The organism is Novosphingopyxis baekryungensis DSM 16222 (assembly GCF_000420305.1).
GTDB classification, from domain to species: domain Bacteria; phylum Pseudomonadota; class Alphaproteobacteria; order Sphingomonadales; family Sphingomonadaceae; genus Novosphingopyxis; species Novosphingopyxis baekryungensis.
The window spans coordinates 384745-402852 of sequence record NZ_ATUR01000004.1; the positions used below are offsets into that span (position 1 = coordinate 384745).

At 65.9% G+C, this 18108-nt stretch carries 18 protein-coding genes and 1 tRNA gene; 7 read left to right on the top strand and 12 right to left on the bottom strand.

Annotated elements, in window-relative coordinates:
* Positions 1-16: 16 nt before the first annotated feature.
* From hemC to G410_RS17400, 3 genes are read left to right on the top strand one after another with little or no spacing between them, the layout of a single operon-like run.
* Entirely contained in the window at positions 17-964 is a 948-nt protein-coding gene (gene hemC / locus G410_RS0108785) for a hydroxymethylbilane synthase (RefSeq protein WP_022673285.1), read from the top strand.
* Positions 961-1647 carry a uroporphyrinogen-III synthase gene (locus G410_RS0108790; RefSeq protein WP_022673286.1) on the top strand — a complete coding sequence of 229 codons (687 nt, stop codon included), beginning with the start codon at positions 961-963 and terminating at the stop codon, positions 1645-1647. The genes hemC and G410_RS0108790 overlap by 4 nt, the downstream gene beginning before the upstream one ends.
* Positions 1648-1697: 50 nt before the next feature.
* On the top strand, positions 1698-2714 hold the full coding sequence (locus tag G410_RS17400) for a hypothetical protein (protein ID WP_022673287.1): 1017 nt from the start codon (positions 1698-1700) through the stop codon (positions 2712-2714).
* Positions 2715-2723: 9 nt separating this feature from the next.
* Here the strand turns inward: G410_RS17400 and G410_RS0108800 are convergent.
* A tRNA-Gly gene (locus G410_RS0108800) sits at positions 2724-2798 on the bottom strand.
* 216 nt (positions 2799-3014) lie between these two features.
* On the opposite strand from G410_RS0108800, the gene G410_RS0108805 reads away from it, so the two are divergent.
* Positions 3015-3935, top strand: coding sequence for a tetratricopeptide repeat protein (locus G410_RS0108805; protein WP_022673288.1), 921 nt, complete (start codon positions 3015-3017; stop codon positions 3933-3935).
* The gene (locus G410_RS0108810) at positions 3935-4576 is read left to right on the top strand and encodes an LON peptidase substrate-binding domain-containing protein (protein WP_022673289.1); all 642 of its coding nucleotides are present in this window, start codon (positions 3935-3937) and stop codon (positions 4574-4576) included. The genes G410_RS0108805 and G410_RS0108810 overlap by 1 nt, the downstream gene beginning before the upstream one ends.
* Here the strand turns inward: G410_RS0108810 and G410_RS0108815 are convergent, their stop codons facing one another.
* The 7 genes from G410_RS0108815 to G410_RS0108845 form a co-directional block, all read right to left on the bottom strand.
* Complete coding sequence (locus tag G410_RS0108815; RefSeq protein ID WP_022673290.1) at positions 4577-5197, bottom strand: MarC family protein; 621 nt, start codon at positions 5195-5197, stop codon at positions 4577-4579.
* A 1-nt stretch (position 5198) separates the two neighbouring features.
* Positions 5199-5936, bottom strand: a complete 738-nt coding sequence (locus G410_RS16175) for a hypothetical protein (protein ID WP_022673291.1) — start codon at positions 5934-5936, stop codon at positions 5199-5201.
* Entirely contained in the window at positions 5933-6826 is an 894-nt protein-coding gene (folD, locus tag G410_RS0108825) for a bifunctional methylenetetrahydrofolate dehydrogenase/methenyltetrahydrofolate cyclohydrolase FolD (RefSeq protein WP_022673292.1), read from the bottom strand. The genes G410_RS16175 and folD overlap by 4 nt, the downstream gene beginning before the upstream one ends.
* A 5-nt stretch (positions 6827-6831) precedes the next feature.
* A complete protein-coding gene (locus tag G410_RS0108830) occupies positions 6832-7137 on the bottom strand; it encodes a YggT family protein (protein ID WP_022673293.1) in 306 nt (101 codons plus the stop codon).
* A 114-nt stretch (positions 7138-7251) separates the two neighbouring features.
* Positions 7252-7824 (bottom strand): hypothetical protein, encoded by a 573-nt coding sequence (locus G410_RS16180; protein ID WP_156851905.1) that lies wholly within the window; start codon positions 7822-7824, stop codon positions 7252-7254.
* 90 nt (positions 7825-7914) lie between these two features.
* Entirely contained in the window at positions 7915-8811 is an 897-nt protein-coding gene (argB, locus tag G410_RS0108840; protein ID WP_022673295.1) for an acetylglutamate kinase, read from the bottom strand.
* Positions 8808-9479 (bottom strand): queuosine precursor transporter, encoded by a 672-nt coding sequence (locus G410_RS0108845; RefSeq protein WP_022673296.1) that lies wholly within the window; start codon positions 9477-9479, stop codon positions 8808-8810. Before G410_RS0108845 ends, argB begins: the two co-directional genes overlap by 4 nt.
* A 110-nt stretch (positions 9480-9589) precedes the next feature.
* Here G410_RS0108845 and G410_RS0108850 point away from each other — a divergent pair, with 110 nt between their 5' ends.
* Positions 9590-10897 carry a NupC/NupG family nucleoside CNT transporter gene (locus tag G410_RS0108850; RefSeq protein ID WP_022673297.1) on the top strand — a complete coding sequence of 436 codons (1308 nt, stop codon included), beginning with the start codon at positions 9590-9592 and terminating at the stop codon, positions 10895-10897.
* 23 nt (positions 10898-10920) lie between these two features.
* Here the strand turns inward: G410_RS0108850 and G410_RS0108855 are convergent, their stop codons facing one another.
* The 4 genes from G410_RS0108855 to mutS are packed head-to-tail and all read right to left on the bottom strand — an operon-like array spanning position 10921 to position 15670.
* Positions 10921-11538, bottom strand: a complete 618-nt coding sequence (locus tag G410_RS0108855; protein ID WP_022673298.1) for a molybdenum ABC transporter ATP-binding protein — start codon at positions 11536-11538, stop codon at positions 10921-10923.
* Positions 11528-12226 carry a molybdate ABC transporter permease subunit gene (gene modB / locus G410_RS0108860; RefSeq protein WP_022673299.1) on the bottom strand — a complete coding sequence of 233 codons (699 nt, stop codon included), beginning with the start codon at positions 12224-12226 and terminating at the stop codon, positions 11528-11530. The genes G410_RS0108855 and modB overlap by 11 nt, the downstream gene beginning before the upstream one ends.
* A gap of 13 nt (positions 12227-12239) precedes the next feature.
* On the bottom strand, positions 12240-13016 hold the full coding sequence (modA, locus tag G410_RS0108865; protein ID WP_022673300.1) for a molybdate ABC transporter substrate-binding protein: 777 nt from the start codon (positions 13014-13016) through the stop codon (positions 12240-12242).
* Positions 13013-15670, bottom strand: coding sequence for a DNA mismatch repair protein MutS (gene mutS, locus G410_RS0108870; RefSeq protein ID WP_245559322.1), 2658 nt, complete (start codon positions 15668-15670; stop codon positions 13013-13015). Before mutS ends, modA begins: the two co-directional genes overlap by 4 nt.
* 108 nt (positions 15671-15778) lie before the next feature.
* On the opposite strand from mutS, the gene G410_RS0108875 reads away from it, so the two are divergent.
* The gene (locus tag G410_RS0108875; protein WP_022673302.1) at positions 15779-18043 is read left to right on the top strand and encodes an NADP-dependent malic enzyme; all 2265 of its coding nucleotides are present in this window, start codon (positions 15779-15781) and stop codon (positions 18041-18043) included.
* Positions 18044-18108 lie beyond the last annotated feature (65 nt).

Consider the following 18108-nt stretch of genomic DNA (forward strand, 5'->3'; position numbering starts at 1 on the left):
CTAGCACAAGGCGCATATGACCAGCGTCTTCACTCCGGATCGCCCTTTCCGCCTCGGCACCCGCCGCTCTCCACTGGCGCTGGCGCAGGCCAATATGGCCGCCGCCGCGCTGATGGCGGCGCATGGCTGGGGCGAAGGATCGGTCGAACTGGTGCCGCTGGTGGCCAGTGGTGACAAGGTGCAGGACCGCGCGCTGGCGGAGATTGGCGGCAAGGCGTTGTGGACGCGCGAGCTCGATGCCGCGCTGAAAGGAGGACGGATCGATGCGGCGGTCCATTCGATGAAGGATGTCGAAACCATTCGCCCGGCCGATCTGCTGATTGCGGCCATCCTGCCGCGCGCCGATGCCCGCGACCGGTTGATCGGCGCGTCGTCGATCGATGCGCTGCCCCGGGGCGCACGCGTCGGCACCGCCAGCCCCAGGCGCGCCGCGCAGCTCTTGAGCCTGCGGCCCGATCTGAACATCCAGCTCATTCGCGGCAATGTCGGCACGAGGCTGGCCAAGATCGACCGGGGGGAGGCGGACGCCACCATGCTGGCCGCTGCCGGGCTGGACCGGCTCGATATGGGCGGCATAGGCGTGGCGGTGCCCGAAAGCGTTATGCTGCCGGCCCCGGCGCAGGGGGCGATCGGCATCGAGACGCTGGAATCGCACAGGGACGCAAGAGCCGCGCTGGCGGCCATCGATGACGCCGCCTGCCACGCCTGCGTGACCGCCGAACGCGCGTTCCTCTATGCACTGGGTGCTGACTGCCACTCCCCCGTTGCAGCGCATGCCGTGATGAAGGATGGCCGGATCCACATGACCGCGCAGATCCTGACCGTGGACGGGAGCGACCAGCAGCGCGCCGATGCCCTGTTTGCCGAGGCGACCGGGCCGGCACCGGCCAGTCTGGCCGCAGAGCTGTTGCAAGGCGCCAGTCCGCCCCTCGCCGCGCTGTTTGCCGGGGCATCGCCATCATGAACACCGATCTTGTCATCATCCGTCCCGCCCCCGGCGCCGGCCAGTCCGCCCGGGCGGCCCGCACCTTGGGGCTGACCCCGATCGTGCATTCCCTGTTCGAGGCAAAACCGCTGCGCTGGGAACCGCCAAACCCCGATCTTTACGACGGCCTCATCATATCCAGCGCCAATGCGCTGCGGCTCGGCGGGCCGGCGCTGACCGCGCTGCAGGATCTGCCGGTCCACGCCGTCGGTCAGGCCACGGCGGCCGCGGCGCATGCGCTGGGCTTTACGGTCGCCAGCACTGGCGAGCGCGGCGTGGAGGCGCTGGTCCAGTCGCTGTCCAAAGGCACGCCGCAGCGATTCCTCCGTCTGGCCGGCCGCCAGCATGTCGATGTTCTTCTGGCGGGCATGCTGATCGACACCGTGATCGTCTATGCCGTCGATCCTGTGCCGATGCCCGCGCCGCTCGCCAAGCGCCTGCGCGACGGTGATGTGGTCGCCGCGCTGCATTCCGCCCGCGCCGCCCGGCATTTCGCGGTGGAGTGCGACCGGATGGGGTGCGATCGCGCTGGCATTTCGCTGGCCGTGTTGTCGCCCAATGTGGCCGAAGCCGCCGGTGACGGATGGCGCGACATCGCCATTGCCGAGGCCCCGGACGATGCGCATCTGTTGTCGCACGCAGCGAAGCGTACTAGGCTTTAGCAACAATTGGCACGCCTCCGTCCACCAATTGCATCAGACCAGGAAATGACATGACCGACTACGAGCCGATTCGGGACAAGAACGGCGGAAGCTCCAATCTGCGCGGTATCCTGATTGCCGTACTGATCGCCTTTGTCGGCGGTGTCATTGCCACCGGCTGGCTGCTGACTAGGTCCGACTTCTCCTTTGCCAGCAATGAGCCGGAGCAGGAGGAAACCGCCCCCGGCAACAGCGCCGGTGTGAATCAGCTGGCGCAACGGATCGATTCGCAAGGCCGGGTGCAGGCGGCCTCCACGCCCGAAGCCGGGCCTGCGCAGCCCTATCAGGGCGTCGCCGGGTCCAGCCTGGACGCCGCCCTCTCCCGGCGGGTGGGCGATCTGGAGGACCGTCTGTCCCGCATCAATGTGCAGGCGCAGGCCGCGTCCGGCAATGCGACCCGGGCCGAGGGTCTGCTGATCGCCTTTGCCGCCCGCCGCGCGCTCGATACCGGCTCCTCGCTCGGCTATATCCGGGAACAATTGCGCATGCGCTTTGGCGACGCGTTGCCCAACGCGGTCAATATCGTGATCAAGGCCGCGGAAAATCCGGTGACGCTGGAAGAGCTGCAGAGCCAGCTCGATGAAGTGGGAGAGCGCCTGACGGTCGGCGGTGGCCAGCAGGACTTCTGGCCCGCCTTGCAGCGCGAAGTGAGCGAGCTGTTCGTCCTGCGCCGCGAAGGGACGCCCTCGCCCGCGCCATCCCAACGCCTGCTGCGTGCACGCCGCTTTACCGAAGCGGGCAATATTGCCGCCGCCATTGCCGAGATTGAAAAACTGCCGAATCAGGAAGAAGCGTCCGACTGGCTGGCCCAGGCGCGGCGTTATGCGCGCGCACGAGATGCGCTCGACCGGATTGAGAATGCAGCGATCCTGCAGCCCAGGCAAAGCAATGCGGTGATCGGAGACAATCCAATCATGACCGGTCGTCAGGACGGCATACAAACGCCACAGACCACAGGGCAGACCGGCGGACAGGGCGTCAGCGAGCAGCGATCGGTCGCGCTGCCGGCGGCTGAACCGCAATATTGAGAGAAAAACTGGAGCGGGCGAAGGGATTCGAACCCTCGACCCCAACCTTGGCAAGGTTGTGCTCTACCCCTGAGCTACGCCCGCTCTGGCGGCCGGAAGCTGTACTTTCCGGCGGGTGGAGGCGGGCTGTTAACAGCGACCCGGCAAGCCTGCAAGCACTTTAGCGACGCTTTTCGTAAATAGAGGGGCCATATGCGCGCAGGGCTTGGCAATTGCTGCGCCCATACCACATGGGTTGCAGGACAGGCGTGCGCCACAAGACAAGCGAACGCCGCAGAAGCTGAACGGAGATTAAAACCCATGGCGACCACAGCGCTGACCACCGAAGAGCAAAAAGCGGTCGATCAATTCCGTGCCGACGTGGTCGATCCGTCGATGACCGGCCTCGTCATTCTGGATTTCTGGGCCGAATGGTGCGGCCCCTGCAAACAGCTTGGCCCGGTGCTGGAGAAAGTGGCGGCGGATTATGCCGATCGCGGCGTAAAGCTGGTCAAGGTGGATGTGGACGCCAACAACTTCATCGCGTCGCAATTCCAGGTCCGCTCGATCCCCACCGTCTATGCTATTTTCCAGGGCCAGCCGGTCGCCAATCTGACGAATGCGCGCACCGAAGCGCAGCTGGCGCAGACGCTGGACCAGCTTCTGGAGCAACTGCCGATCAGTGCCGAAGCGCCGGCAGCCGAGGATCAGACCCCGGACGCGGCCCCCATGCTGGAAGAAGGCGAGCGCCTGCTGACGGCGGGCGAAGCCGAGCAGGCCTATGGCGCCTTTGCCGGCGTTCTGCAGCATGATCCGCAGAATGCCGAAGCGATTGGCGGCATGATTCGCGCGCTGGTCGCTGCAGATCGCACCGAGGAAGCTGGCGGCCTCCTGGCGCAGCTGCCCGATGAGATTCAGGCCGATCCGGCCATCGAACGCGCCCGCGCGTCGCTGTCCATCGCCGCCGAAAAACGCGACCCTTCAGAGATGCAGGCCATGCGCGCGGCAGTGGACGCATCGCCCGATGACCATGAAGCGCGGCTGGAGCTGGCCAATGCCGAGATGGCGGACGGCAACCGCGATGCGGCGGCGGACCATCTGCTGCATATCGTCAAGACCGACCGCGCCTGGAACGACGGCGCGGCGCGCACGCAATTGCTGGCGCTGTTCGAGACCATCGGTCTGGAAGATCCCTGGGTGTCGCAGCAGCGCCGCCGCCTGTCCGAAATATTGTTCGGCTGATGCCGCTGCGCAGCCCCCTGTCTGGCGAGACTCTGCGTTTCGCCATCTTTCCGCTACCGGGCGCCTTGTTGTTCCCGGGGATGCATCTGCCGCTGCACATCTTCGAGGACCGCTATCGCGCCATGATCAGCGATGCGATGGCGCGGGACCGCAAGATCGGCATGATCCAGCCGCGCGGCCCCGGCGATCCCGCACCGCTCTACGAAGTGGGGTGTCTTGGACATATCGAGCAGATCGAGGCGCATGACGATGGCCGCTACGACATTCTGCTGAGCGGCCTGAAGCGATTTACGCTGATCGGGGAAGTGGACAGCCCCACGCCGTTCCGCCGCATCGAAGCCCAGATATGGGACGAGCGCGAAGATGACGAGGTTCTGAGCTCCATCGAGCGCGCGTCGCTGGAACAGGAAGCCAAGGCATTTGCCGAATCGATGGATTATCAGGTCGACTGGGAATCGGTCAGCCGGCTGGACGATTATTCGATGGTCAATGGCACCGCGCAGGTCGTGCCGTTCGATTCGGCGGCCAAGCAGGCCCTGCTGGAAGCGCGCGGGCTGTCCGAACGGGCGGCGCTGATCGTCCAGCTGTTGCAGTTCTTCGGGGCACGGAGCGGGCCGACCGATCCAGCCACCCTGCAATAGCTAACTGAAGCTGGCCTTGAGGCCATCGACGACGAACTGGGTGGCCAGCGCCGCGAGCAGCACGCCGAGCAGGCGCGTGATCACGGCTTCGATTTTGGCCCCCAGCACCCGCATGAGCGGCCCTGCCGCCAGAAGCGAAAGCAGGGTGAGGAGCAGCACCGCGGCCATCGCACCCAGAACGATCGCCGTTTCCTCGATCCCGTTGGAACGGGCCATCAGCAGCATGACCGTGGCGATGGAGCCCGGCCCGGCGATCATCGGCAGCGCCATCGGGAAGACCGAAACGTCCTCCACCTCCGGCGTTTCCATGATCTTTTCGGCCCGGTCCTCCCGCCGCGTCTGGCGTTTCTCGAACACCATTTCCAGCGCGATGAGGAACAGCATGATGCCGCCCGCCACGCGGAAGGCGTCCAGGCTGATGCCGAGCGCAGCCAACAGCTTTTCGCCGAACAAGGCGAACACCAGCAGGATGAAGAGCGATATGACGATGGCCCGGATAGCCATCGACCGTCGCTGCGCGGGCACCGCGCCGCTGGTCAGGCTGGCATAAATCGGCGCGCAGCCGGGCGGATCGATCACCACGAAGAAGGTGATGAACGCGGATATGAACATTTCCAGCATGTCAGAAGGGTGCTTTGGCGGCTTGCGGAGGGGAAAGGCGATCGTCGAGCACGCGGTCATAGTCCTGCCCGTTCCAAAGGTCGACCGTCAGGGACCGGGTGCCGTCAGCCTTTGTCTGCGCTTCCCAGATCAGGGTGCGATCGTCCGCAAGGCCCTGCGCATAGCCCTGCCGGCGGGCGTTGGCTCCGGTGACGGTGGGCACGCCCTGGCGACATTCGGCAACCTTGGTGCGCACGAAAGCCGGCTCAGCCAGCGGGGTGGCCAGCGGGGCGCTTTCGAACGCGGTCCATTCCCATTGGCCATTGCGCGTGTAGGGGCGATACCAGATCCGGGTGTAGCGGCCAAAGCTGCCGTCCGTTTGTTGCCAGGCGCCCGTCACGCTTCCGCTGCGACCGTCGCAGGACATCAGCACCGCATGGGGCTGCCAGCGCATGCCGGGCGCCATTTGGGGTCTTGCAGCCAGCCAGGGCTTGGCATCGACCAGAGCCGGCACGAACATCACGGCATCATCGGCGCCATAGCGTTCCAGGGCGGTCCAGAGGCCGTTTTTCTGTGCGGACTGGCCGAGCGCAATTTCTTCGGCCACCAGCGCGCTGGGGCTGGCGGTGCGCTCCAATGTTTCGCCGTCGAAGCCGCGCAGCACGCGCTGGCCATCGGGCGCGCGTTCTCGGCGTGGGCCAGGCCCCTGCGCGCATGCCGAGAGCATCAGCATGCCAAGCAGGACCGCGGCGCGGATCACAGCCCTTCGGGGTCCGGCATGCCGGCGCGGCGATGGGCGGCCACCAGGGTATTGCGCAGCAGGCATGCAATCGTCATGGGCCCGACGCCGCCCGGCACCGGCGTGATGGCACCAACATGGGCCAGCGCTTCGGCCGTGGCGACATCGCCGACCAGACGCGTCTTGCCCTCTTGCGCGCCCGCAACGCGGTTGATGCCGACATCGATCACCGTCGCCCCCGGCTTCAGCCAGTCCCCGCGCACCATCTCCGCCCGGCCGACACCGGCGACGACGATATCGGCGCGGCGCACGACCGCTTCCAGATCCCGGGTCCGGCTATGCGCCATGGTAACGGTGCAGCTTTCCTGCAGCAGTAGCTGCGCCATCGGCTTGCCGACGATATTGGACCGGCCGATCACCACGGCGTCCAGCCCGGCAAGATCGCCCAGATGGTCTTTCAGCAACATCAGGCAGCCAAGCGGGGTGCAGGGGACCAGGGCCTCTTCACCCACCGCCAGCCGTCCGGCATTGACGACGTGGAAGCCATCCACATCCTTGGCCGGATCGATCGCAGCGATCACCGCCTTGTCATCGATATGGTCTGGCAAAGGCAGCTGCACCAGAATGCCGTCGACAGCGTCATCGGCGTTCAGTTGCGCGACGATGGCCATCAGGTCGCCCTGCGACACGTCGTCCTGCAGGCGATGCTCGAAGCTCTCCATGCCCGCCTCACGCGTCGCCTTGCCCTTGGAGCGGACATAGACCGCGCTCGCCGGATCCTCGCCCACAAGCACGACCGCCAGACCAGGCGCGCGTCCCTGCGCCTGATGGAACGCGGGAACATACGTGCCGACCCGCTCCCGCAGCTGCGCGGCGAAGGCCTTGCCGTCGATCAGTTTGCCGGTTGTCAAAGCGGTCAGGCCCCGGCCAGGCCGTTGGCAATGCCCGCCAATATGATCATCAGCACACGCAGGCCGAAGATCAGCACGATGGGGGAAAAGTCGATCATCCCCGTATCCGGCATGATCTTGCGGATCGGCCGCAGCACCGGATCGAGGATCGCGTTCAACGACTGGTAGATGGCGGATACGAACTGGTTCGACATGCTGACCACGTTGAACGAAATCAGCAGGCTGAGCACGAACTGCACGATGACGACGGTGATCAGGACACTCGACAGCAGCTCGAGGATCTGAATCAGGATTCCCAGAAAAGCTTGCATGACAACTCCGATGGATTTGGCCCGCCTCTAGTCGCTGCAAGCGTGGGCATCAACTGCTTTATACGAATAATACAGCGGGCGGGCTGTCCTGTCGATATGGCCCCTGCCCGTGCGCTATTCCAGATCGGCGGAATAGATATGCCAGCGCAGCTGCTCGGCGCTCGCTCCGGGCACGTCGTTCACACGCTTCAGCACAACATCGCCGCGCAACATATCCGTGCCGCCGTCTTCCCTTGTGCCGGTGATGGTCGTGGGCGCGGTGTAATAAAGCGATCCGGCGGCGCCCTCCATCGTTCCGCCAGGCACGGCCACGGAAATACGCGTATAGCGATCGGACCGATCGGAAAGCTGCCGCGCCGTCACGCTCTGCCGTGCCTGATCGCCATATTGCGCATAGGCCTTATCGAACTGTTTGCGTTCCAGCGCATGCGCCCAGGCGATCAGAACCTGTCGCGCGCCTTTTTCTCCCTTTTGCGCGTCCGGCGCCAACGGCGCGGCTTGCAGATCGCCCATATCGGCGGTTGGGCTGGCCTGCGGGGTCTGTTGTGCCACTGGCGTGGTCGGCATGCTGGCCGTCGCTTCGGCCGCGCTCAGCGTCTGGCCGTCAGCCTGGTTCGCGGCAGAGTGGCCGGGACTGGTCCCGCAGGCCGCCAGAAACAGTGGGATGGTCAAAAGCCATGCGCGCATGATCCGGTTCATCCATATCGACAGGGAAAACCGTAAACCCGCCACCGCGCGCAGCGTTCCTCACGGGGATGCTTCGGCTTGCCGATGCAGCTAATCGTTCCGGCGCACCAGTGTGCCGGCGCCGCGCCGCGTGAACATTTCGATCAGCATGGCATGGGGTACGCGCCCATCCAGAATGACGGCGGCATCGACACCGCCCTCCACCGCTTTCACGCAGGTTTCCAGCTTGGGGATCATGCCGCCGGAGATCACGCCCTGATCCGTCAGCGCGGCGATGCGCGTGGGATCCAGATCGGTCAGCAGCTGCTTGTCGGCATCCAGCACGCCGGCGACATCGGTGAGCAGAAACAACCGCGCCGCGCCCAGCGCGCCCGCAATGGCCCCGGCCATGGTATCGGCATTGATGTTGTAACTATGGCCGTCTTCGCCAGCGCCGATCGGAGCGATCACCGGGATCATGCCCGATCCCGTCAGCGTATCGACAATCGTTCGGTCGATGCGGCTCGGTTCTCCGACGAAACCCAGATCGATCACCCGTTCGATATTGCTGTCCGGATCACGGGTGGTGCGTTCCAGCTTGCGCGCCGTGACGAGATGCGCGTCCTTGCCGGACAGGCCCACGGCGCTGCCGCCCGCGGCGTTGATCCAGCCGACCAGCTGCTTGTTGATCGCACCGGAGAGCACCATTTCCGCGATTTCCGCCGTGGCGGCGTCGGTTACGCGCAGGCCATCGACAAACTCGCTCTCCACGCCGGTTCGCTTCAGCATGGCGCCAATCTGCGGCCCGCCGCCATGCACCACCACCGGATTGATGCCGACGGCTTTCAGCAGCACGACGTCCTCGGCAAAGGCGCGCGCCAGATCGGCATCGCCCATCGCATGGCCGCCATATTTCACCACGAAGGTACGGCCGGCATATTGCTGCAGATAGGGCAGCGCCTCGGCCAGGGTCTCGGCCTTTTGCAGCATGGCAGGGTCCAGCGTCATGCCCCGGTCGCCCCGTCGAGCCGCCGCCCGAGCTTGACCGCGCCCACGATCAGGAACGGCACGACCACCAGCGACAGCACCACCTTGGCCAGCATCTGCCCGACCAGCAGCTGCCAGATCGGGAACACGCCGATAAAGGCGATGCTGATGAACAGCAGCGTGTCGATCACCTGGCTGAGCGCGCTGGCCACTGCGCCACGAAAGGCCAGAAGGCGTCCACCCCTCGCGCCGCGCAGACGGCTGAAGATGGTCACGTTGAGAAATTGCGAGACGCCATAGGCGATGATGCCCGCCACCATCAGCCGCGGGCTCTGGCCCAGGATCAGCTGAAAGCCCGCCAGCCGCGCCGGGTCCATATCGTCGGCCGCGGGCAGGCCCAGCACCAGCAGGATCAGCAGCATCGACCCCACGAGCGGCGCAAATCCGATCAACACCAGACGATTGGCCATGGCGCGCCCATGAAGCTCGGCCACCGCGCTGGACAGGACGACCAACAGCAGAAAACCGAAGATCCCGGCTTCCACGGCAAGCGGCCCGAGCGCGACCTGCTTGTTGCCCAGCACCCCGCTCAGCACGGTCATGCCGCCGTAAAACAGGGCGAAGACGAACAGCGACAGCGGCATTGTGCGCGGCTGGCCGGAGACGGAGGCGGGACCGGGTGTTTCCATCTGCGCACTGCTAGCGGCAGAAGGCCAGCGCCTGCAAGCCGGTCCTTGCGTTTCGCGCCTCGAACGGCAAAGACCGGTTCCACGCGACGGGCGTGAAAAGGGGCAAACGCATGCGCATTCTATACAGCCTGCTGGGCATCGGGCTGATCCTGCTGATCGCGTTCTTGCTTTCCACCAACCGCCGCGCCATCCGCCTTCGTGTGGTGGGGGCCGCCTTTGCGCTGCAGGCTGGCTTTGCCGCGCTGGTGCTTTATGTGCCGTGGGGCAATAATGTGCTGCAATTTCTGGCGCGCGGCGTGTCCAACCTGCTGGGCTATGCCGAGGCGGGCACCGCTTTCCTGTTCGGGCCGCTGGCCGGGCCGGACTATGCCAGCTTCGCCATCTCCGCACTGCCCGTGATCATCTTCTTCGCCTCGCTGATCTCGGTGCTCTATTATCTGAAGGTGATGCAGTTCCTGATCCGCTGGATCGGCGGCGCGCTGGAACGGGTGACCGGCATCAGCAAGGTGGAGAGCCTGTGCGCTGCGGCCAACATCTTTGTCGGCCAATCCGAATCGCCGCTGGTGATCCGCCCCTATCTCGCCAATCTCAGCCCCCAGCAGCTGTTCACCGTGATGACGGTGGGCATGGCCGGCGTGGCGGGCACGATCCTGGCCGCCTATGCCGCCATGGGCATCCGGATCGACTTTCTGCTGGCCGCCGCCTTCATGAGCGCGCCGGGCGGCATTCTGATGGCCAAGATGATGATGCCGGATGAGGCCAAGCCCAGCCATCGGCCCATGGACCTGGACGATCCCCATCGCGACGCCAACCCGATGTCCGACGCAACCGACCTTCCGCGCGCTTCCGCTGTAACGGCGCCGCAGGAAGTGGAAGCGGCGGAGATCGAGGAGGAACGCGCCGAGAATATCATCATGGCCGCCAGCCAGGGCGCGCAGACGGGCGTGAAACTGGCGGTGGCGGTTGGCGCCATGGTGCTGGCGTTCGTGGCGCTGGTGGCGCTGGCCAATGGCATATTGGGCGGCATCGGTGGCTGGTTCGGCCTCGACGATCTTACCTTTCAGCGGGTTGTGGGCTATGCCTTTGCCCCCATCATGTTCCTGATCGGCGTGCCATGGGACGAGGCCCTTCGCGCGGGCGGTCTGTTCGGCGAGAAGATCGTGCTCAATGAATTTGTGGCGTTTATCAGCCTGGGCCGTGCCAATGGTCTGTCGGAGGCCACCGTGGCCATCGTCACCTTTGCGCTGTGCGGCTTTGCCAATTTCAGCTCGATCGCCATTCAAATGGCGGTGACCGGAAGTCTTGCCCCCAATCAGCGCCCGATGATCGCGCGGCTTGGCGTGAAGGCGCTGGTGGCCGGATCACTCAGCAATCTGATGAGCGCGGCGCTGGCAGGCCTGTTCCTTACCATCGCCTGACACCGCCCCTGGCACACCGCCGGTCAGCCGATCGGCACCACATGATCGGCCAGCCGCTCCACCTCATCGCGGTCGTGGCTGACATAGAGAATAGGCAGTTTGAGATCATCCCGCACCCGCGCGATCACGGTCAGGATTTCTTCCCTGCGCGGCCTGTCCAGCGATGCCAGCGGTTCGTCCATCAGCAGGAAGCGCGGTGCGGATAACAGTGCACGGCCGATCGCCACGCGCTGCGCTTCACCGCCGGACAGGCTGCGCGGCCAGCGGTCCAGCAGATGACCGATGCCGAGAAATTCCACCGTTCGGTCAAAACTGATCCAGCGCCGGTCCTCTTCGGTCAGCCGCTCGCCATAGCGCAGATTCTGCGCGACGCGGCGATGGGGAAACAACCGTGCATCCTGAAAGACATAGCCGGCATGCCGCTGCTCCGGCGGGAGAGCGATAGTGCCATCGAACAGAATCTGGCCGGCCACGACGACATGCCCGCGCTCGGGCCGCAGCAGACCGGCCACCATGTTGAGCACGCTGCTCTTGCCCGCGCCGGAAGGGCCGAACAGCGCGGTCAGACCTGGCCCGGTGGCGAAGCGCGCGGAGACGCGTTGCGCCCCCAGCTGCCGCGTCAGGTCTATGTCAAAGGACATGCGCCGTGCCTTCCGCGCCGCTGTGGCGCCGGGCGAGCCATTCCGAGGCGACCAGCGCACCGATGGACAGGATGATAGCGATGATCGCCAACCGCGTCACCGCCGTCTCGCTGCCGGGCACCTGCAGTTCGGAATAAATGGCGAGCGGCAGGGTGCGGGTCTCCCCGGGAATGTTCGATACAAAGGTGATCGTTGCGCCAAATTCACCGATCGATCGGGCGAAACCCAGGATCGTGGCCGCCAGAATACCGGGCAGGCACAGCGGCAGGCTGATCGTGCGAAAGGCGTGCCAGGGCGATGCACCCAGCGTGCGCGCCGCGCCCTCCAACCGGCGGTCGATCGCCTCGATCGACAGGCGGATCGCCCGCACCATGAGCGGCAGGGCCATCACGGCAGCCGCGATCGCCGCGCCCGTCCAGCGGAAAATCACACTCACCCCGAACCAGCTTTGCAGCCACTGACCGATCGGCCCGCTCTGCCCGAAGGCGATCAGCAGCAGCCAGCCGATCACCACCGGCGGCAGCACCAGCGGCAGATGCACCAGCGCGTCGAGCAGCATCCGCCCGGGGAAGCGCCCGCGCGCCAGGACCCAGGCCAGGGCGAACGCCACCGGCAGGGTCAGGAGGATCGCCACCAGACTGATCTTGAGCGACAGCCCGATGATCGCCCATTCGGCTGCACTCAGCATGGACGGGGGACTATCAAGGCGCGGTGAACCCGTAGCGGCGGAAAATGACCTGACCTTGCGGGCCGCGCAGGAACTCTTCGAACGCGCGGGCTTCCGGCTTGGTCGAGGCAGCAAGCCGGGCGACGGGATAGACAATCGCGGGGTGGCTGGCCGCAGGGAAGGTTGCGACCACACGCACCTTGGCCGATGCGGCGGCATCGGTGGCATAAACCAGTCCCGCCACCGCCTCGCCGCGCTCCACGAAGGCCAGCGCGGCCCGCACATTTTCCGCACGCACCGCCTTTTGCTGGACGGCTTCCCACTGGTTCAGGCTGCCAAGCGCGGCCTTCGCATATTTGCCCGCCGGCACCGAATCCGGATCGGCCATGGCAATCCGCCCTTCGCCGATCACTGGCGACAGGTCCTCACCCGGGCTCCACCGCAACGTGCTGTCCCGTGGCGCAATCAGCACCAGCGTATTGCCGAGCAGGTTGGTGCGGGTATCGGCATCGATCAGCCCGCGCTGGGCGACATGGTCCATCCAGTCCCCGTCCGCCGAAATAAACAGATCCGCCGGCGCGCCGCTGTCGATCTGCCGGGCCAATGCGGAACTGGCAGCAAAGGACAGGACGGGCCGCGCATGGCCGGTGGCGGCAAAGGCATCCGCCGCCGCCTCCAGCGACTCCTGCAGACTGGACGCAGCGAGCACGATGGGTGCCCCCGCTGCTGTGTCCGGAGATGGCGTGCAGCCGCCAAGGGATGCGAGCAGAAGCACGAGGAGGCCCAGCATGACGGTCGCGCTGCGGATCATTCACCGGCCTCCCGCTTCAGTTCATAAAGACGTTCCAGCGCCTCGCGCGGGCTGAGCGCGTCGACATCCAGGTCGCGCAGGCTCTCGCGCAACATATCGCATTGCTCTTCCTCCGCTTCGACCGCGGCAGCGAATAACGGCAGCTCCCCAAGCCCAGCGGCGAGGCCACCGGTTTCGGCGCGGCCCTTTTCCAGCTTGCCGAGCACCGCCTTGGCCCGCGCCAGCACCGGCGGCGGCAGGCCGGCCAGTTTGGCGACGGCCAGACCATAGCTGCGATCGGCCGGCCCCTGCCCCAGCTCGTGCAGCAGCACCAGTTCGCCCTTCCATTCGCGCGCGCGGACATGACGCAGGCTGAGCGCATCCAGCGTATCGGCCAGCCGGGTCAGTTCATGATAATGGGTCGCGAACAGGCAGCGGCAACGGTTGGTCTCGTGGATCGCCTCGACCACCGACCATGCCAGCGCCAGCCCGTCATAGGTGGAGGTGCCGCGCCCGACCTCGTCCAGAATGACGAAGCTCCGCTCGGTCGCCTGGCTCAGGATCGCGGCGGTCTCAACCATCTCGACCATGAAGGTGGACCGCCCGCGCGCCAGATTGTCCGACGCGCCGACCCGGCTGAATAGTCGATCCACAATGCCAAGCCGCGCGGACGATGCCGGCACGAAACTTCCCGCCTGCGCCAGCAGGACGATGAGGGCGTTCTGCCGCAGAAAGGTGGACTTGCCGCCCATATTGGGGCCGGAAACGAGCCACAGGCGTTCGTCCGGATGAAGCGCGCAGTCATTGGAGACAAAGGGATCGCCGCTCGCTTTGAGGGCACTTTCCACAACCGGATGCCGGCCCCCGATAACGTCGAAACAGGGCGCATCGGCAAAGGCCGGGCGGCACCAGCCACTTTCCGCCGCACGCTCGGCCAGCGCTGCCGCTACGTCCAGCCGGGCCAGCGCATCGGCCGCCATGGCAATCCGCTCCCGCCGGGCCACGGTTTCCTCGATCAGCGTTTCCAGATGCGCGGCCTCGGCCACCTGCGCGCGGGCACCGGCTTCCACGATCCGCCCGGCCTGTTCATGCAATGCGGTGGAATTGAACCGGACGGCCCCGGCCAGAGTCTGCCGATGGGTGAAACCGCTATCCTCGGCCATCAGCCGGTCGCCATGTTTGGCCGGCACCTCGACAAAATATCCGAGCACATTGTTGTGCTTTATCTTCAGCGCCGCAATCCCCGTCTGCTCGCGATAGCCCGCTTCCAGCGCGGCGATCGCACGGCGGCCACCGCTGGCGGTTTCACGCAGATCATCCAGCCCCGCATCGAAGCCCTGCGCAATATAGCCGCCCTGCGCGGTTTCCGTTGGCGGGGACGGCACCAGCGCACGGGCCAGCAGATCGGCCAGATCGCCATGGCCGCCCAGCGCCGGGATCAGCGTATCGAGCAGCGCGGGGCGGTCCCCGGTCTGCTCCAGCCGGGCTTTGAGCAGATGCGCGCCGTTCAGCCCGTCGCGGATCTGACCAAGGTCACGCGGGCTGCCCCGCCCGGCCGTCACCCGGCCAAGCGCCCGGGCAATATCGGGCAGGGCGCGCAAGGCGTCCCGAAGCGCCTGGCGGATGGACGGCGTCTCATGTGCCCAGGCGACCAGCCCGAGCCGTGCCTCGATATCCGTGCGGCTGGTCAGCGGCGCCGAGAGGTCACGCGCCAGCAGCCTAGCGCCCGCGCCGGTCACCGTCCGGTCGACATCGGCGAGAAGGCTGCCCTTGCGGCCACCGCCCTGCGCCGCCGTGATCTCCAGACTTTCGCGTGTGGCCTGATCCAGACCCAGATGGTCGCCATCCGCGCGGCCTTGCGGCGGCGAAAGATAGGGGAGGGCCTGCCCTTGGGCGCTGTGCGTGAGATAGGCCATCAGGCCCCCGGCCGCGGCCAGTTCCGCGCGGCCGAAATCGCCCAGACCATCCAGCGTTGCCACACCGTATAGCGCCTGCAGGCGCTTGGCCCCGGCCTCGCTGTCGAACGCCCGTGCCTCCTGCGCGGCCGCGCCATGCGGAGCGGCCTCGAACCTGTCGGACACGACGATCTCGCTCGGGCGCAGCCGTGCCAGCTGCGTGTCCAGCGCGGCACGCTCGCAGGCCATCAGCTCGAACCGTCCGCTGGAGATATCCGCCGCCGCAATCCCGATCCGGCCGCCGACATCGGCCAGGGCCACCAGCATATTGTCCGCCCGCGCATCCAGCAGGCTGTCCTCGGTCAATGTGCCTGCAGTGACGAACCGCACGATCTCCCGCGCCACCAGCGCCTTGGACCCGCGGCCTTCCGCCTTGGCGCGTTTCTTGGCCTGCTCGGGTGTCTCGGTTTGCTCGGCAATGGCCACACGGTGCCCGGCCTTGATCAACCGCGCCAGATAGGCATCCGCGCTGTGCACCGGCACGCCGCACATGGGGATAGGCTCACCCTCGCTCGCGCCGCGCGTGGTGAGCGCAATATCCAGTGTCTCGGCGGCGGCTTTGGCATCGTCGAAGAACAGTTCGAAAAAGTCGCCCATGCGGTAGAACAGCAGGCAGTCCACCGCCTGCGCCTTGAGCGCATGATATTGTTCCATCATCGGGGTCGGTCCGGCCATGGCACGCGCGATAGCCGAGCCGAGGCGTGATCGCCAGTGAGCCATTGCGCGGTCTTGCACATGCATGTCTGACGGCGGTTTATCGTCCGTGACCCGTTGTGCCGCTTCGCCCTAGCGTCTAGGCCTCACCCTATCACCCGGCGGAGGTATAGAATGAGCGACAGCGTAATCCAGTTTTCCGATCGCGAGGCGCTGAACTTCCATAGCCAGGGGCGGCCGGGCAAGATCGAGATCATTGCGTCCAAGCCGGTCGGCACGCAGCGCGACCTCAGCTTGGCTTATTCCCCCGGCGTTGCCGTACCGGTGCGCGCCATCGCGGAGGATCCGGGCAGAGCCTATGAACTAACGGCCAAGGGCAATCTGGTCGCGGTCATCTCCAACGGCACCGCCATTCTGGGCCTGGGCAATCTGGGGGCGCTGGCCGCCAAGCCGGTGATGGAAGGCAAGGCGGTCCTGTTCAAACGGTTCGCCGATGTCGACTCGATCGATATCGAGCTGAAGACCGAAAATGCGGAGCGGTTCATCGAGGCCGTGGAGCTAATGGAGCCGAGCTTCGGCGGCATCAATCTGGAGGATATCGCCGCGCCGGAATGCTTCATCATCGAGCAGACCCTTCGGGAGCGGATGAACATCCCCGTCTTCCATGACGATCAGCATGGCACCGCCATCATCGCCGCCGCCGGGCTGATCAACGCATGCGAACTGACAGGCAAGAAGCTGGCCGAGATCAAGATGGTGGTCAACGGCGCGGGCGCCGCCGCCATCGCCTGCACCGAGCTGATCAAGGCGATGGGCGTGCCGCATGAGAATGTGATCATGTGCGATCGGCAGGGGCCGATCTATCAGGGCCGCACCGAGAGCATGGACCAGTGGAAATCCGCCCATGCCGTACGCACCGAGGCGCGCAGCCTGGCCGAGGCGCTGGTCGGCGCGGACGTCTTTCTGGGCCTTTCCGCCGCCGGAGCGCTGAAGCCCGAAATGATGGAAGGCATGTCGAACGAGCCGATCATCTTCGCCATGGCCAATCCCGATCCCGAGATTCTGCCCGAACTGGCGCGGCAGGTGCGCCCCAATGCGATCATCGCCACCGGTCGTTCGGACTATCCCAATCAGGTCAACAATGTCCTGGGCTTCCCGTTCATCTTCCGCGGCGCGCTGGACGTGCGCGCGACCACGATCAATGAAGAGATGAAGATCGCCGCGGCCCATGCCATTGCCGCACTGGCGCGCGAGCGCGTGCCGGAAGAGGTGGCCGATGCCTATGGCGGCACCGCGCACAAGTTCGGCCGCGAATATATCATTCCCGCCCCATTCGATCCGCGCCTGATGGAAGTGGTCGCCTCTGCCGTGGCGCAGGCCGCCATAGACAGCGGCGTCGCGCAAAAACCCATCGACGACATGGACGCCTATCGGCGTTCGCTCCGGGCGCGCCTCAACCCCACCATCTCGGTGCTGACGCAGGTCTATGAGCGCGCCAAGGAACAGCCCAAGCGCGTGATCTTTGCCGAGGCCGAGGAAGAGGTGGTGCTGCGCGCCGCCATCCAGTTCCGCGATGGCGGCTATGGCGTGCCGGTGCTCGTCGGGCGCGACAAGGCGGTGGTCGACATGCTGCACAAGATGGGCGTGGACAATCCCGGCAGCTTCGAGATCCACAACAGCGTCTCCAGCCCGCATGTCGGCGCGATGGTCGAGATGCTGTACGACCGTCTGCAGCGGCGCGGCTATCTGCGTCGGGACGTGCAGCGCATGGTCAATCGTGATCGCAACATCTTCGGTTCGGCCCTGCTCAAGCTGGGCCAGGCCGATGCCATGATCACCGGCATCACCCGCACCTTCAGCCAGTCGATGCGCGAGATCCGCCGCGTCCTCGATCCCGCGCCCGATCATCACCCCTTCGGCATCCATGTGATGGTGGGCAAGAGCCACACCGTGTTCATTGCCGATACCACCGTGAACGAGCGGCCCGGCCCCGAAGTGCTGGCGCATATCGCGGACCGCACCGCCACCGTGGCGCGGCGCATGGGGCAAGAGCCCCGCGTGGCCTTTCTCAGCTATTCCACCTTCGGCAATCCGGAGGGCCGCTGGCTCGACAATATCCGTGCGGCCATCGCCATGCTGGACGAGCGCGGCGCCGAATATGAATATGAAGGCGAGATGCCGCCGGACGTTGCCCTGAACGAGGAGCTGATGAAGAATTATCCCTTCATGCGCCTGTCCGCGCCGGCCAATGTGCTCGTCATGCCCGGCCTGCAATCGGCAAACCTCAGCGCCAAGATCCTGCGCGAATTGGGCGGGGACCGGACCATCGGCCCGATGCTGCTGGGTATCGAAAAGCCGGTGCAGATCGCCCCGATGAGCTCCACGGCATCCGAACTGGTGACCTTCGCCGTCCTCGCAGCCGCCGGCACGGTGGAATAGCGCCGCCCGAAACGCCCCCGTCCACAGCAGCCCCGCGCACGATCTTGCTGCAAGGGATGTAAAAT